The organism is Pseudomonas sp. NY15463 (genome assembly GCF_048068415.1).
In the GTDB taxonomy this organism is placed as follows: Bacteria; Pseudomonadota; Gammaproteobacteria; order Pseudomonadales; family Pseudomonadaceae; genus Aquipseudomonas; species Aquipseudomonas mosselii_C.
In genome coordinates this window covers 645,960-661,620 of record NZ_JBLUQD010000002.1, presented here as the reverse complement: position 1 = coordinate 661,620, position 15,661 = coordinate 645,960, and the positions used below count along the sequence as shown (strand labels likewise).

Below are 15,661 nucleotides of genomic sequence, written 5' to 3'. Positions count from 1 at the left end.
TAGCAGAGCCGCCCGTTGATCAGCCGACCACTCGCCGCGCGTCGCCGCAGAAGAAGGCCTGGGCGTTCTCGGCGAGTTGGCCGACGATGCGCTGGCGTGCTTCCACCGCCCCCCATGCGCTGTGCGGGGTGATGATCAGGCGTGGGATATCCGCTGCCAGCAACGGGTTGCCGTTGACCGGCGGCTCGACGCTCAGCACATCGGTAGCCGCACCACCCAGATGACCACGGCGCAGCGCATCGGCCAGGGCCTGCTCGTCGATCAGCCCGCCACGTGCGGTATTGACGACCAAGGCGTTGGGCTTGAGCAGCGCCAGTTCGCGGGCGCCAAGCATGTGCCGGGTTTGTGCGTTGAGGGGGCAGTGCAGGGTCAGCGCATCGACCTGCGGCAGCAACTCCTCCAGCGGCAAGCGGTCGGCACGCGGCGGCCGCCCCGGAATCTGCCCGCTGAGCACGCGCATGCCGAACGCCTCGGCAAGGCGCGCCACGGCCCCACCGAGTTCGCCATGGCCGAGCAGGCCCAAGGTCTTGCCTTGCAGTTCGACGATGGGGAAGTCCAACAGGCAGAACTGGCTGGCCTTGGCCCATTGACCGGCAGCCACGGCCTGGTTGTAGTCGCACAGGCGCGTGGCCAGTGCCAGCAGCAAGGCGATGGTGTGCTGGGCCACCGACGGCGTGCCGTAGCCCTGGCAATTGCACACGGTAATGCCCTGGGCGCGGGCGGCGGCCAGGTCGACATTGTTGGTGCCGGTGGCGGCCACCAGGATCAGCTTGAGCTGGGGGTTGGCGGCGAGGGTCGGCTGGTCGAGCATGACCTTGTTGCTGATCACCACGCTGGCGCCTTGCAGGCGTTCGGCGACCTGCTCGGGGGCAGTGGCGGCGAACAGTTCGAGGGCATCGAACTGCTGCTTGAGTGGCGACAGGTCGAGGTCCCCAAGGTCGAGGGAGTGGTGGTCGAGAAACACGGCGCGACGCAAGCTGGGCATGGTGCCCTCCAATGGCATGGCGGAACGAAAGTGGGGTGGCATTCGCTTCAAGCGGTTACGCGAGTGTCCGTTCCACAGGCGCCGCTCGTCAACGCCAGGGCCGCCAGTCATACCTTGGCGCGGCAAATCATTCCTTCGGCTGATTTGACCGGTGCGTCACCGATCTACAGTAACTGTCTGAAATGTCCGGCCTGTTTTCGAGAAAAGGGATATCTATGTTGCAGACGCGCATCATCAAGCCAGCCGAAGGCGCCTACCAATACCCGCTGCTGATCAAGCGCCTGCTGATGTCGGGCAGCCGCTATGAGAAAACCCGCGAGATCGTCTATCGCGACCAGGTCAGGCTGACATATCCACAGCTGGTCGAGCGTATCGCACGGCTGGCCAACGTACTGACCGCCGCCGGGGTAAAGGCCGGTGACACCGTGGCGGTGATGGACTGGGACAGCCATCGCTACCTGGAGTGCATGTTCGCCATCCCCATGATCGGGGCAGTGGTGCATACCATCAACGTGCGCCTCTCGCCCGAGCAGATCCTCTACACCATGAACCACGCCGAAGACCGCTTGGTGCTGGTCAACAGCGATTTTGTCGGTCTTTATCAGAGCATCGCCGGGCAGTTGACCACCGTCGACAAGACGCTGCTGCTGACTGACGCTGCGCAAAAGTCGGCCGATTTGCCCGATCTGGTGGGCGAATACGAGCAACTGCTGGCCGCCGCGAGCCCGCACTACGACTTCCCCGACTTCGACGAGCATTCCGTGGCCACCACCTTTTACACCACCGGCACCACCGGTAACCCCAAGGGTGTGTATTTCACCCATCGGCAATTGGTGCTGCACACCCTCGCCGAAACCTCGGTGACCGGGAGTATCGACAGCGTGCGCCTGCTGGGCAGCGATGATGTGTACATGCCCATCACGCCGATGTTCCACGTGCACGCCTGGGGTATCCCGTATGCCGCCACCATGTTGGGTATGAAGCAGGTCTATCCGGGGCGCTACGAGCCCGACATGCTGGTCAAGTTGTGGCGTGAAGAGCAGGTCACGTTCTCTCACTGCGTCCCCACCATCCTGCAAATGCTGCTCCACTGCCCTGCCTCGCAGGGACAGGATTTCGGCGGCTGGAAGATCATCATCGGTGGCAGTGCGCTCAACCGCGCCCTCTACGAAGCCGCCCTGGCACGTGGCATCCAGCTCACTGCGGCGTATGGCATGTCCGAAACCTGCCCGCTGATCAGCGCGGCGCACCTGAACGACGAACTGCAGGCCGGCAGCGAGGATGAGCGCGTCACGTATCGAATCAAGGCCGGCGTGCCGGTGCCGCTGGTGGAGGCCGCCATCGTCGATGGCAACGGCCAGTTCCTGCCGGCCGATGGTGAGACTCAGGGTGAGCTGGTGCTGCGCGCACCCTGGTTGACCATGGGCTACTTCAAGGAAGCCGAAAAGAGCGAGGAGCTGTGGCAGGGCGGCTGGCTGCATACCGGTGACGTCGCGACGCTCGACGGCATGGGCTTCATCGACATCCGCGATCGCATCAAGGATGTGATCAAGACCGGTGGCGAGTGGATCTCGTCGCTGGACCTCGAGGACCTGATCAGCCGCCACTCGGCGGTGCGCGAGGTGGCGGTGGTGGGGGTGCCTGACCCGCAGTGGGGCGAGCGCCCGTTTGCCCTGGTGGTGGTGCGCGAGGGGCACGCCCTCGATGCGCGCGTGTTGAAGGAGCACCTCAAACCGTTTGTCGAGCAGGGGCATATCAATAAATGGGCGATTCCCAGCCAGATTGCCGTTGTTACTGAAATTCCCAAGACCAGTGTCGGCAAACTCGATAAAAAGCGCATTCGCGTGGATATCAGCGATTGGCAGGCGAGCAACAGCGCATTTCTCTCGACCCTGTGATGCGGGTAAGGTCTGGGCCTATTCGGGCCCGGACCTTACGCTAGAGCGGCTGGCGCCTTGTCAAACGAGAAAAATGGTCCATGCTTGTGAGCGGTCAGCGCACAGGCGGGTCGCTGCGGTCACCTCGGAACACAAATCACACTTTAGAGGGATCATGCACCTGAGACCGCTGGCTATAGTCGGGTCAGGGGAATTTCAGGAATGGGGAAGGCGACACGCAACTCGCGTGGCGCCAAGCGCAGGAGCCGGTGTCACCGGGCGCTCGGGCCGTTTCTGAAGGGACTCACTGCCATAACAATAAAGTACATGGAGTAGCGTCGATGACATCTGCAAACCCGTTCTGGCGTCGGGCAAGACTGCCCTTGGCCGTCAGCCTCGCTTCCACGCTCGCAAGTCCTGCTTTCGCTGTCAGCTTCAATATCGGTGAAATCGAAGGCCAGTTCGACTCGTCGCTCTCCATTGGCGCCAGTTGGTCGACCGCCAGCCCCAACAAGAACCTCATTGGGGTCAACAACGGTGGCAAGGGCTTGTCGCAGACCTCCGACGACGGTCACCTGAACTTCAAGAAAGGTGAGACGTTCTCGAAGATCTTCAAAGGCATCCACGATCTCGAACTCAAGTACGGCGATACCGGCGTATTCGTGCGCGGCAAGTACTGGTATGACTTCGAACTCAAGGACGAACATCGTGAGTTCAAGGACATCAGCGACTCCAACCGCAAGGAAGGGGCCAAATCGTCGGGCGGGGAAATCCTCGACGCCTTCATCTATCACAACTATTCCATCGGTGACATGCCGGGCTCTGTGCGCTTCGGCAAGCAGGTGGTCAGTTGGGGGGAGAGTACCTTCATCGGCGGCGGCATCAACTCGATCAACCCGATCGACGTGTCCGCCTTCCGCCGTCCGGGCTCGGAGGTGAAGGAAGGCCTGATTCCGGTCAACATGTTCTACATCTCCCAGAGTCTGACCGATAACCTGTCGGCAGAAGCGTTCTACCAGATCGAATGGGACCAGACCGTCGTCGACAACTGCGGCACGTTCTTCTCGCAGCCAGACATCATCGCCGATGGTTGCACCAACAACCTGCGGGTACTGAACAGTGGCCGTGTGCTCGGTCAGTTGCCGGCCGGTGCCCAGGCCGCCTTGGCTGCCAGCGGCGTCGACTACAACGATGAAGGTGTGCTGGTGCGTCGCTCTGCCGATCGTGATGCGCGCGATGGCGGTCAGTTCGGTGTGGCGTTCCGCTACATGTTCGAACCGCTGGACACCGAGTTCGGTGCCTACTTCATGAACTACCACAGCCGGGCGCCGATCTTCAGTGCCACCGGCGCGCCACAGGCGCTGTTCGACATCGCCAACGGCGGCGGTTTCGGGCAATTGGCACCACTGGTCATCGCGGGTAATTCGAAGTACTTCGTCGAGTATCCAGAAGACATTCGCCTGTACGGCCTGAGCTTCTCCACCACCTTGCCCACGGGGACGGCCTGGAGCGGTGAACTCAGCTACCGTCCGAATGCGCCCGTACAACTGAACAGTACCGATATTCTCTTCGCTGGCGTCAAGCCGCTGGGCGGCCCGGTGTTCGGTAATGCTTCGCTGCTCGATGGCGTTCCAGGCCAGGACCTGCACGGGTATCGCCGTAAGGAAATCACCCAGTTCCAAACGACCTTCACCCACTTCTTCGATCAAGTGATGGGGGCCAGCAGGCTTACCGTCGTTGGCGAGGTCGGTGTGACGCATGTCGGAGGGCTGGAAAGCACCAGCAAGGTCCGCTACGGGCGTGACCCGGTCTACGGCCCGGGCGAGTTGCCCAATGGCACGTGCGTCGCACTCAACGGCAGCACCATCGGCGGCTCCGGCCTGGGCAGTTCGACGGCCAACCTGTCGCGCAACTGCAACAGCGACGGCTTCACCACCAGCACCTCCTGGGGCTACCGCGCTCGCGCCATCTGGGAGTACCCGGACTTCTTCGCAGGGGTCAACCTCAAGCCTAGCGTTGCCTGGTCCCACGACGTCGAGGGCTACTCGCCGGGCCCTGGCGGTAACTTCGAGGAGGGCCGCAAGGCCGTCAGCCTGGGTCTGGATGCCGAGTACCAGAACACCTACACGGCCAGCCTGTCCTACACCAACTTCTTCGATGGCAAGTACACCACCGTGGATGACCGCGATTTCATCGCCCTCAGCTTCGGCATGAACTTCTAATTCAGGACGACACAGAATGAATATGACCAAAGGTCTGCTGAAAGCCGGTGTACTGGGCCTGTCCCTGCTGGCGACCAGCGTCATGGCTGCGGTTTCTGCCGATGAAGCGGCCAAGTTGGGCAGCACGCTTACGCCGATGGGCGCCGAAAAAGCCGGCAACGCCGACGGCTCCATCGGTGCCTGGGAGCCGCTTTCCAAGTCGGCGGGTAGCGTCGATGCCAAGGGCTTCCTGTCCGACCCTTACGGCAGCGACAAACCGCTGTTCACCATCACCGCGCAGAACGCCGACCAGTACAAGGACAAGCTTTCGCCAGGCCAACTGGCGATGCTCAAGCGCTACCCGGATAGCTTCAAGATCCCGGTGTACAAGACCCACCGTGGCGCCACGGTCCCGGATGAGGTGTTTGCCGCCATCAAGGAAAACGCCACCAAGACCACCCTGGTCGAAGGCGGCAACGGCCTGAACAACTTCCGCACCGCCGTGCCGTTCCCGATTCCCAAGGACGGCCTGGAGGTGATCTGGAACCACATCACCCGCTACCGCGGTGGTAGCGTCACACGCCTGGTGACCCAGGCCACGCCGCAGCAGAACGGCTCCTACAGCCTGGTGTATTTCCAGGATCAGTTCGTCTTCCGTGACCGGATGAAGGACTACGACCCGGCCAACCCCGGCAACATCCTGTTCTACTTCAAGCAGGAAGTGACTGCACCGGCACGTCTGGCCGGTACTGTACTGCTGGTGCACGAGACCCTCGACCAGGTCAAGGAGCCGCGCAAGGCATGGATCTACAACGCCGGCCAGCGCCGCGTACGCCAGGCACCACAGGTGTCCTACGACGGTCCGGGTACTGCCGCCGACGGCCTGCGTACCTCCGACAACCTGGATATGTACAACGGTGCACCGGATCGTTACGACTGGAAACTCGAAGGCAAGAAGGAGATGTACATCGCCTCCAACGCCTTCAAGCTGGACGACCCGAAGCTCAAGTACTCCGACATCATCAAGGCTGGCCACATCAACCAGGATCTGGCCCGCTACGAGCTGCGTCGGGTGTGGCATGTGGTCGCGACCCTCAAACCAGGCCAGCGGCATATCTACGCCAAGCGTGACTTCTACATCGACGAAGACACCTGGCAAGCCGCGGTGATTGACCAGTACGACGGTCGCAATCAGCTGTGGCGCGTGTCCGAGGCCCATGCCCAGCCTTACTACAACGTACAGGTGCCGTGGTACACCCTCGAAGCCATCTACGACTTGCAGTCGGGTCGCTACCTGGCCTTGGGTATGAAGAACGAAGAGAAGAGCGCCTATAACTTCGGCTTCAGCGCCAGCAAGGCCGACTTCCAGCCAGCAGCGCTGCGCCAGGCGGGGGTGCGTTGACCTGACGCCTTGCGGCTCCTTGTAAACTCCCAGAACGCCCCGGCTTGCCGGGGCGTTTCTGTTTGCGCAGGCCGCTACCGGCCAGGGTTGGTTTATAGCGCATCATCGGCGCGGCTGATGCTGGCCGGCGTTGTTTCTTTTTGTCGTAGTCTTTTTGCGCAAATCGAGCCCATCGCCTTCAAATGGGTCGCGTTTGCGGCTAGTCTCGCAAAGATCCGTATTGCCGAAGTCTTTCCAATAGAACGAGCCGGCCATGACAGACCTGTCCCGTATGCATGGAGTCGCCAGCCAGGCCCTGGGCCTGTTGGACGGTCGTTTTTTCCGGCCACCGTTGCCAGAAGCCCATGTGCCCAGGCCGCGCTTGTGCCAGCGTCTCAACGGTGGGTTGGCCGGGCGGCTGTTACTGGTCAATGCGCCAGCGGGCTTCGGCAAGAGTTCACTGGCGATCGAGTTCTGTCAGGCGCTGCCCAGCCACTGGCGCAGCCTCTGGTTGGGATTGAGCCAGCGGGATGCCGATCCCGGGCGTTTTCTCGAGCGCCTGCTGGAGGGTTTGCAGCAATTCTGCCCGGCGTTGGGTGGCCAAGCATTGGGGCTGTTGAAGATGCGCCAGCGCCACCAACCGTTCGCCTTCGAGGAATGGCTCGACAGCCTGCTGGATGAGTTGGCGCAGTACCTGCACGCCGATACGCCGCTGCTGCTGGTGCTCGACGACTATCACCTGGCTCAAGGCCCGGTACTCGATCGCTGCTTGCAGTTCTTCCTCAATCACCTGCCCGCCGGGCTGGTCCTGTTGGTCACCAGTCGGCAGCGCCCGGACTGGCACTTGGCACGTCTGCGCCTGTCGCGCCAACTGGTCGAACTCAACGAGCAGGATTTGCGCTTGACCCCCGACGAGTCGCTGGCGGTAATTGGCCGCCAACCCACGGGCCTGCGCGGGCAGGCGTTGGACAATTTGATCCAGCGTAGCGACGGCTGGGTCGCGGGCTTGCGCTTCTGGCAACTGGCAGCCAGCGAGGCGGGCGATGACGGCGCCTTGCCCCAGGCCTTGCATGGCGGTGAAGGGCTGATCCGCGATTACTTGCTCGAAGAGGTGATCGAGATACTGCCAGCGCCGGTGCAGGCGTTCCTCTTCGACACCGCCTGCCAGGAGCGTTTCTGCGCCGAGCTGTGCGACGCCTTGCGCGAGCGTCATGATAGTGCCGATGTCCTGCGTTACTTGCAGGCCCATCAGGTCTTTCTGGTGCCGCTCGATGAGCATGGCCGTTGGTTCCGCTATCACCACTTGTTCTCTGACCTTTTGCGCAGTCGTCAGGCTAGCGAGCCATTGAATGACCTGCATCTGCGGGCCTGCCACTGGTTCGAGGGGCAGGGGCTGCTCGATGAGGCCGTGGAGCAGGCACTGCGAGCTGGCCACTTGGACGTAGCCGCCGACCTGGTGCAAAGCCTGTCCGAGGAGCAACTGCTGGCCGAACAGAACGTCGGCATGCTGTTACGCTGGAAAATGGACTTGCCCGACAGCTTGCTGATCAGCACGCCGCGGCTGATCGTGCTGTACAGCTGGGCGCTGGGGCTTGCTTGCCAGTTGGATGCGGCCGAAGAGCTTGCCGCCTACCTGAGCCGTTTCCTGCCGGCGCCGTCGGCCACCGCGCAGCGTTCGATGCTTGCCCAATGGTTGGCCTTGAGCGGGATCATCGCGCGTGGCCGTGGCGATCGTCAGCGCACCCTCGCGTACTGTGGCGAAGCCTTGCAGAGCTTGCCCGACAAGCGCTACGGGCAGCGTCTGGTGTGCCTGTCGACCTTGTCCAACCTGGCCATCGCCGATGGTGACTTCTGGCGAGCCCGGGGTTGGAATCGCGAAGCCCTGGAGCTGGCCCAGCGGGTCGGCAACCCGTTGTTTGAAGCCTTGGCCCACTATGATCGGGCTCGGGTGCTGCATGCGCGTGGCGAGGTGCTCAGGGCGCTCGATGAGGTTCGCCATGGCATGCAGCGGTTGCAAGGCCTGTCCGGGCAGCGGCTGTATGCCGTACGTGCCCGCTTGACGTTGTATGAAGGCTACCTGTTGGCCACCCGGTTGCAGCCGGCTCAGGCACGCGCTCGGCTGCGTGCCGGCCTGAGCGAGGCACGCGCCTGTCGCGATATCAGCGTGTTGATCGGCCATTGCGTGATCGCGTCGCTGGATGGACGTGAAGGGCGTTACGCCGAGGCGTTCTCGGAACTGGCCGAGGCCGAGCGGCTGATGCACATCTGGGATGTGCCGCCGATTTTCTACCTGGCCATGATCACCCTGGTGAAATGCGAGCTGTGGCTGGCCCAGGGGCGTACCGACCTCGCCGAATCCTGGCTGCTGCGCCTGGGCCAGACCTACGGTGGTGAGCAGCCGGCCGCAGCCCCCGAGTTCCACCCACTGTTGCCGCTGCACATCGAGTTGCAACAAGCCCTGCTCGAGCAGGTGCTTGAGCGCCCGAGCGACGCCGAGGCGCGGCTACAGGCTTTGATCGCCAGGGGGCGCGCCAGTGGCGGCATGATGCTGGTGGTCTGTGCGCTGTGCCAGTGCGTGGGGCTGCTCCTGGCGCAGAGACGTGAAGTCGAAGCCAGCAAGCTGTTCGCGCAAGCGCTTGAGGCGGCTCAGGGCGGAGGGTTGCAGGCTTTCCAGCGACTGATAGAAGAGCATCCGGCGTGGCTGCGTGAGCAACTCGCCAGCCGTATGCCATGCTCGATCCACGCCCAAGTGCTGGCCCGTCTGCCGGAGGTGCCCGACACCCTCGCAGGCCCCAGCGAACACTTGAGCGGGCGCGAGCTTGCAGTATTGGAGCTGATCGCCCAGGGATGCTCGAACCAGCAGATCAGCGAGCGCTTGTTCATCTCCCTGCACACCGTCAAGACTCACGCCAGCCATATCAACAGCAAGCTTGGCGTCGAGCGTCGCACACAGGCCGTGGCGCGGGCCAAGGCCTTGGGGTTGCTAGCCTAACGGTAGCGACCTGGCGCATTGCCCGTTAAGATGGCGGCCATAGGCCATCATTTGCGTTGCCTCTTGGGCTCATCTTTCCCGTAGCGTTGCCGATACCCCTTTCGGTGGCGTACGTCGCCATGCGCCATCTCTCCTTTTTCCACGACAGGTTGTCCTGATGCTGCAGTACGGGCAAAAAAGCTTTCTGATCGTCGACGACTTCACCGATTTCCGAACGTCGACCCGCTCCATGCTGCGCGAACTGGGCGTTCGCGACGTCGATACCGCTGACAGCGGTGAGCAGGCGTTGCGCATGTGTGGGCAGAAACGCTACGACTTCATCCTGCAGGATTTCCACCTCGGCGATGGCAAGAAGAATGGCCAGCAAGTGCTCGAAGACCTGCTCCTCGACAAGCTGATCAGCCATGAGTGCGTGTTCATCATGGTCACCGCCGAGAGCAGCCAGTCCATCGTCCTCAGCGCCATCGAGCATGAGCCCGATGCGTATCTGACCAAGCCCTTCAACCGTGTGGGCCTGGCCCAACGCCTGGAAAAACTGGAGCAGCGCAAGACGCTGCTCAAGCCGATCCTGCAAGCCCTCGACCGTGGCCAGCCGGCTCAGGTGCTGGCCGCATGCGCCGAGCTGTGCAAGAAGGACCCGCGCTTTGCGCCGTTGTGCCTGCGTTATCGGGCCGACGCCCTGCGCGATTTGAATCGCTTCGACGAGCTTGAGAAGTTTCTCAAGAGCATCCTCGCCAGCCGCCCGCAGCCATGGGTGTACGCGGCGCTCGGCAGCCTGCTGCACAAGCGCGGTCAGCATGCACAGGCCCAAGGCGTCTACGAGCAGGCGCTGAAGGCTTTCCCGATCATGCCCAGCCTGTACGACGGCATGGCCGAAGTGCTGGTGGCCCAAGGCGAGAGCCGCCGTGCCCAGCACATGCTTGAAGAAGCGGTGCGTCTTTCGCCGTTGGCGGTGCGACGGCAGGCGGCGCTGGGCAAGCTGGCGCTGGAGAACGCGGATTTCGAGACCGCTTCGAAGGCCTATCGGCACTCGGTCAACCAAGGGCAGAGTTCGCGCTACAAGGATGCCGAGAGCAACCTGGGCCTGGCCCAGGCCCTGATGAACAAGAACGCAGGTTTTGGTCTGGACGCGCGCACCCGCGTGGAGATCAATACTGTGCTCAGCGAAGTGGCCAAGGAGCACGTCGAGGACCAGGGTCTGCAAGTGCGCGCGCGCCTGATGAAGGCCGCCAGCCTGCAGCAGGCGGGCGATGCGGACACCGCCGCCAAGCTCACCGAACAGGCCATGCAGCGCCTGGAGAAGATGGATCAGTTCTTCTCGGTGGATGCGGCGCTAACCGTCGCCAAGCAATTGCAGCAACTGGGCCAGGAAGGGGCGGGCACCTCGATTCTCAAAGGGTGCGTGGAGACCTACGGCGACGACCCGAAGGTGATGCAAAGCGTCTCCAAACTGACCGATGACCCTACGGTACTTGGCGCGGTGACCGAAGCCGTCGATCTCAACCGCCAGGGCGTGCGCGCTTACCAGGGTGGGCAGCTCGCCGAAGCGTTGGGCATGTTCCGCAAGGCCCTGTCGTTACAGCCGAAGAACATCAGTATTGCCTTGAATACCGCGCAGGCCCTGTTGCGCATTGGTGGCGAGAATCCACCGCCCGAGTTGATGCAGGAGTGCCGCAGTTGCCTGACCTGTGTGGCTGGCATCCCGAGCAGCGACAGTCGTTTCGATCGCTACCGCAAGCTGCACGTGCGAGTATTCGGCGCATGAACCAGGACAATCAGGGGCTGGATTTTTCCACGGTGATCGCCTCCACCGTGCACGACTTGAAGAATTCCTTGTCGGCGCTGATCCAGGCCCACAACCAGTGGCTGGCACGCCTGCCCGAGGCGTTGCAGGGTGGCCCCGAGCAAGGGGTCATGGAGCATGAATTCAGCCACCTCAATGGCATGCTGGTGCAGCTGCTGGGGCTGTACAAACTGGGTGTCAACCAGTTGCCGGTGTGCCCTGACTACCACGAGCTGGACGACTTCATCGAGTCCCAGCTCGCCGCTCACCAGGAAGTGCTGCGCCACCGCGACATTCTCGCCACTTGGCGCATCGACACCGATAACCCGTTGGGTTTCTTCGACCGCGAGCTGGTCGCCTCGGTGGTAGCCAATGTGCTCAGCAACGCCATCCGCTACGCCGGTCACGCGTTGCTGATCAGCATCGAGGAGCAGGGCGAGCAATTGGTCATCTGCGTGAACGACGACGGCGCGGGTTATCCACAGCGTATGCTCGAGCGCCAGAGCGACTATGTGCAGGGCATCGATCAGCAGAGCGGCAGCACCGGGCTGGGGTTGTACTTCGCGGCGCGTATTGCCGCCTTGCACGAGCGCAACGGCGTGCAAGGGCGGATCGAGATCGCCAATGGTGGGCCGTTGGGTGGCGGGTTGTTCCGGCTGTATTTGCCCTGAATTCGCTGGCGCGCATCCGCCCAGGATGTCGCCCGGTGTTTCTTTCGTTACCCTGCTCCCCAAGCATGCCTGGAGACGTCCTTGGAGTCTCTTTGGCCGGACACTTTTTGATTGAGGGGCAGGGCTCATGGAAAACCCATCGGTATCGCTGATCCGCGAAACTTTTCCCGTCGGCCCGTTGCAGTGCAACTGCACGCTGATCGGCGACCCGCTGAGCAAGAAAGCCATCGTCGTCGACCCGGGCGGCGACGAGCAGAAGATCCTCGACCGCCTGCAACACCACGGGCTGACCTTGGTCAGCATCATTCACACCCACGCGCATTTCGATCACTTCCTCGCCTCCGGTCGGCTCAAGGCGTTGACGGGGGCCACGTTGCACCTGCACAAGGCCGACCAACCGCTGTGGGACAACCTCGAAATGCAGTGCCAGGCGTTCGGCGTGCCTTATACGCCTGTGCCCTCGCCGGACCGTTGGCTGGCCGACGACGAAGAATTGGCCTGCGGCTGCGGCGTGGCGTTGCACACCCCGGGGCACACGCCTGGCTCGATGAGTTTCTGGTTCGCCGAGCACAAGCTGCTGATCGCCGGCGACACGCTGTTCCGGCGTGGTATCGGACGTACTGATTTGTGGGGTGGCGATCAGCGGTCTATCGTTCGTTCCATCAAGGAGCGACTGTACCGCTTGGATGAACAGGCCGTCGTGGTGACCGGTCATGGCCCGGATACCCGCCTCGGCGAAGAGATGCGTGAGAACCCTTTCGTACGGGCCTGAAGTTTCATGGAATTTTTTCGCCTCGCCAGGATCCAAGGCCGGCACAGATCCGTACGTGATCCGCTGCACTTATGAATTCAGTAGGAGCTTGTCCATGATGCGTCGTCTGATTATCGTCGCTACCGCCGCCGCCGTTTTGTCCGGTTGTGCAGGCCAGAATCCTTATGATGGCCAGAGCCAGGGCGATGCGCAGGGCTCCACGGGCATGAGCAAGACCGCCAAGTACGGTGGCTTGGGCGCGCTGGCCGGTGCAATCGCCGGCGCTGCCATCGACCACAACAACCGTGGCAAGGGCGCGCTGATCGGTGCAGCGGCCGTGGGCGCCGCCGCAGCCGGTTACGGCTACTACGCCGACAAGCAAGAAGCCGAGCTGCGCGCGAAAATGGCCAACACCGGTGTCGAGGTGCAGCGCCAGGGCGATCAGATCAAGCTGATCATGCCGGGCAACATCACCTTCGCCACCGACTCGGCGAACATCTCCCCGAGTTTCTATGCGCCGCTGAACAACCTGGCCGGTTCGTTCAAGCAGTTCAACCAGAACACCATTGAAGTGGTCGGCTTCACCGACAGCACCGGCAGCCGCCAGCACAACATGGACCTGTCCCAGCGCCGTGCCCAGGCTGTCAGCACCTACCTGACCTCGCAAGGTGTCGACCCTTCGCGGGTGAGTGTGCGTGGCATGGGCCCGGACCAGCCGGTCGCTAGCAACGACGACGCCAATGGCCGTGCGCAGAACCGCCGCGTAGAGGTCAACCTCAAGCCTATTCCAGGCCAGCAGTACGACCAGCAGGGCACTGTGCAGCAGTACCCATAAGCTATCGGGCCTGCGCCGCTCGCGGGGCAATCGCGCGCCCTACGCCTTTGGTGGCGTTGGACGTGGGGTTGCCCCGCGTTGCGTTTCAGCGCACGTGGCTGGCCTGAATCGCCGTCAGTGCGATGGTGTGCACGATGTCGTCGACCTGCGCCCCACGGGGCAGGTCGTTCACCGGCTTGCGCAACCCTTGCAGCATCGGCCCGAGGCTTACGCAGTCGGCGCTGCGCTGCACGGCCTTGTGGGTGGTGTTGCCGGTGTTCAGGTCGGGGAATACGAACACCGTCGCGCGCCCAGCCACGGGGCTCGAAGGTGCGAGCTGGCGGGCGATGTCCGGGTTGGCAGCGGCATCGTACTGCAGCGGGCCGTCGATCAGCAGGCTGCGTTCGGCCTGTTGGGCCAGGCGTGTGGCGGCGCGCACTTTTTCCACTTCTTCGTCACTGGCAGCCGAGTCGCTGGAGTAGCTGAGCATTGCCACCCTTGGCGCGATACCGAACGAATCGGCTGACTCGGCGCTCTGACGAGCGATTTCGGCCAGTTCCTCGGCGCTGGGGTGCGGATTCATCACGCAGTCGCCATAGACCAGCACCTGGTCGGGGAACAGCATGAAGAACACCGACGACACCAGGCTGCTGCCCGGCGCGGTCTTGATCAGTTGCAACGCCGGACGAATGGTATTCGCGGTGGAGTGCACAAGGCCCGACACCAGCCCGTCCACTTCGCCCAGGGCAAGCATCATGGTGCCGATCACCACGGGGTCTTCCAGTTGCTGCTCGGCCATCGGGGCGTTGAGGTTCTTGCTCTTACGCAGTTCCACCATCGGCTCGACATAGCGTCCACGAATTAGCTCGGGGTCGAGCACTTCGAGGTCCGCTGGCAGGTTGATGCCTTGGGCGCGCGCAACGGCGGCGACGTCCTCGGGCTTGGCCAGCAACACGCAGCGGGCGATGCCGCGTGCTTGGCACAGCGCGGCGGCCTGCACCAGCAGTGGTTCGGCGCCTTCTGGCAGGACGATGCGCTTGTTGGCTTGCTGGGCGCGCTGGATCAGTTGATAGCGGAACACCGCAGGCGACAGGCGCAGCTCACGCGGGGTGCCGCAGCGCTGGTGCAGCCAGGCAGCGTCCAGGTGAGTGGCGACGAAGTCGGTGATGAATTCGGCGCGCTCGCGGTCGTCTACCGGGATCTCGCGGTTCAGTGAGTTGAGCTGGTTGGCGGTGTCATACGAGCCAGTGCTCACCGACAGGATCGGCAGCCCGGCTTGCAACGCGCCACGGCACAGTTCGAGGATGCGTGGGTCGGGCTTGCTGTCGCTGGTCAGCAGCAGGCCGGCGAGCGGCACGCCATTGATCGCCGCCAGGCTGACCGCAAGAATGATGTCGTCGCGGTCGCCTGGGGTCACCACCAAGGTGCCGGAGGTGAGCAGTGGCACGGTATTGGCCACGGTACGCGCGCAGATGATGATCTTGTTCATGCGCCGTTGCTCATAGTCGCCGGCGTTGAGCACTTGGGCACCGAGCAGTTCAGCCACATCGCGGGTGCGTGGTGCGTTCAGCTCCGCTTGCCAGGGAATACAGCCGAGCAAGCGGAAATCGTTGCCGCGCAGCAGCGGCGAATGCTCGCGCAGGCGCGTGGCGAAGTCGGCCATGCTCTCGTCGGTGCGTACCTTGTTGAGAATCACACCGAGCACTTTCGGGTCGCGTGGGCCACCGTACAGTTGGGCTTGCAGTTCGACCCGCCCGGACAGTTCGCTGAGCACTTCGTTTTCGGGCGCCGACACCAGGATCACCTCGGCATCCAGGCTCTTGGCCAGGTGCAGGTTGACCCGCGCGGCGTAGCTGGCGTGGCGGGTGGGCACCATGCCCTCGACCACGACCACATCCTTGCCGACGCAGGCTTGCTGGTACAGGCGGATGATCTCTTCGAGCAACTCGTCCAATTGGCCGTCGCCGAGCATGCGCTCGACATGGCCCAGGCTCAGCGGCGTGGGGGGCTTGATACCGTGGGTGCGCGCGACCAGCTCGCTGGAGCGCTCAGGCCCGGTGTCGCCGGGGTGCGGTTGGGCGATTGGCTTGAAGAACCCGACCTTCAATCCTGCGCGCTCCAGGGTGCGCACCAGGCCAAGGCTGATGGAGGTCAGGCCGACCCCGAAGTCGGTCGGGGCAATGAAAAATGTCTGCATGCGTGCTTC

10 protein-coding genes are annotated in these 15,661 nt (G+C 63.0%); 8 read left to right on the top strand and 2 right to left on the bottom strand.

Features of this window, described 5'->3' with window-relative positions; translation table 11 throughout:
- Positions 1–19 precede the first annotated feature (19 nt).
- The gene (locus ACNFIC_RS07155; protein WP_138218978.1) at positions 20–985 is read right to left on the bottom strand and encodes a 2-hydroxyacid dehydrogenase; all 966 of its coding nucleotides are present in this window, start codon (positions 983–985) and stop codon (positions 20–22) included.
- Positions 986–1,200: 215 nt separating this feature from the next.
- Between ACNFIC_RS07155 and ACNFIC_RS07150 the strand changes: the two genes are divergently transcribed.
- The 8 genes from ACNFIC_RS07150 to ACNFIC_RS07115 all read left to right on the top strand — a co-directional run bounded on the left by ACNFIC_RS07150 (position 1,201) and on the right by ACNFIC_RS07115 (position 13,476).
- Positions 1,201–2,883 (top strand): fatty acid--CoA ligase, encoded by a 1,683-nt coding sequence (locus ACNFIC_RS07150; protein ID WP_416780525.1) that lies wholly within the window; start codon positions 1,201–1,203, stop codon positions 2,881–2,883.
- Between the two features lie 320 nt (positions 2,884–3,203).
- Positions 3,204–5,084, top strand: coding sequence for a DUF1302 domain-containing protein (locus ACNFIC_RS07145; protein ID WP_138218976.1), 1,881 nt, complete (start codon positions 3,204–3,206; stop codon positions 5,082–5,084).
- 16 nt (positions 5,085–5,100) lie between these two features.
- Positions 5,101–6,465, top strand: coding sequence for a DUF1329 domain-containing protein (locus ACNFIC_RS07140; RefSeq protein ID WP_138218975.1), 1,365 nt, complete (start codon positions 5,101–5,103; stop codon positions 6,463–6,465).
- Positions 6,466–6,718: 253 nt separating this feature from the next.
- Positions 6,719–9,436: a LuxR C-terminal-related transcriptional regulator gene (locus ACNFIC_RS07135; protein ID WP_416780522.1), complete on the top strand. Its 2,718-nt coding sequence runs from the start codon at positions 6,719–6,721 to the stop codon at positions 9,434–9,436.
- 157 nt (positions 9,437–9,593) lie between these two features.
- Positions 9,594–11,201, top strand: coding sequence for a tetratricopeptide repeat-containing response regulator (locus ACNFIC_RS07130; RefSeq protein WP_138218973.1), 1,608 nt, complete (start codon positions 9,594–9,596; stop codon positions 11,199–11,201).
- Complete coding sequence (locus ACNFIC_RS07125; protein WP_138218972.1) at positions 11,198–11,890, top strand: sensor histidine kinase; 693 nt, start codon at positions 11,198–11,200, stop codon at positions 11,888–11,890. Before ACNFIC_RS07130 ends, ACNFIC_RS07125 begins: the two co-directional genes overlap by 4 nt.
- Positions 11,891–12,017: 127 nt before the next feature.
- Positions 12,018–12,662, top strand: coding sequence for an MBL fold metallo-hydrolase (locus ACNFIC_RS07120; protein WP_138218971.1), 645 nt, complete (start codon positions 12,018–12,020; stop codon positions 12,660–12,662).
- Between the two features lie 94 nt (positions 12,663–12,756).
- The gene (locus ACNFIC_RS07115) at positions 12,757–13,476 is read left to right on the top strand and encodes an OmpA family protein (protein ID WP_171030920.1); all 720 of its coding nucleotides are present in this window, start codon (positions 12,757–12,759) and stop codon (positions 13,474–13,476) included.
- A gap of 85 nt (positions 13,477–13,561) precedes the next feature.
- Here the strand turns inward: ACNFIC_RS07115 and pta are convergent, their stop codons facing one another.
- Positions 13,562–15,652: a phosphate acetyltransferase gene (gene pta / locus ACNFIC_RS07110; RefSeq protein WP_138218969.1), complete on the bottom strand. Its 2,091-nt coding sequence runs from the start codon at positions 15,650–15,652 to the stop codon at positions 13,562–13,564.
- Positions 15,653–15,661 lie beyond the last annotated feature (9 nt).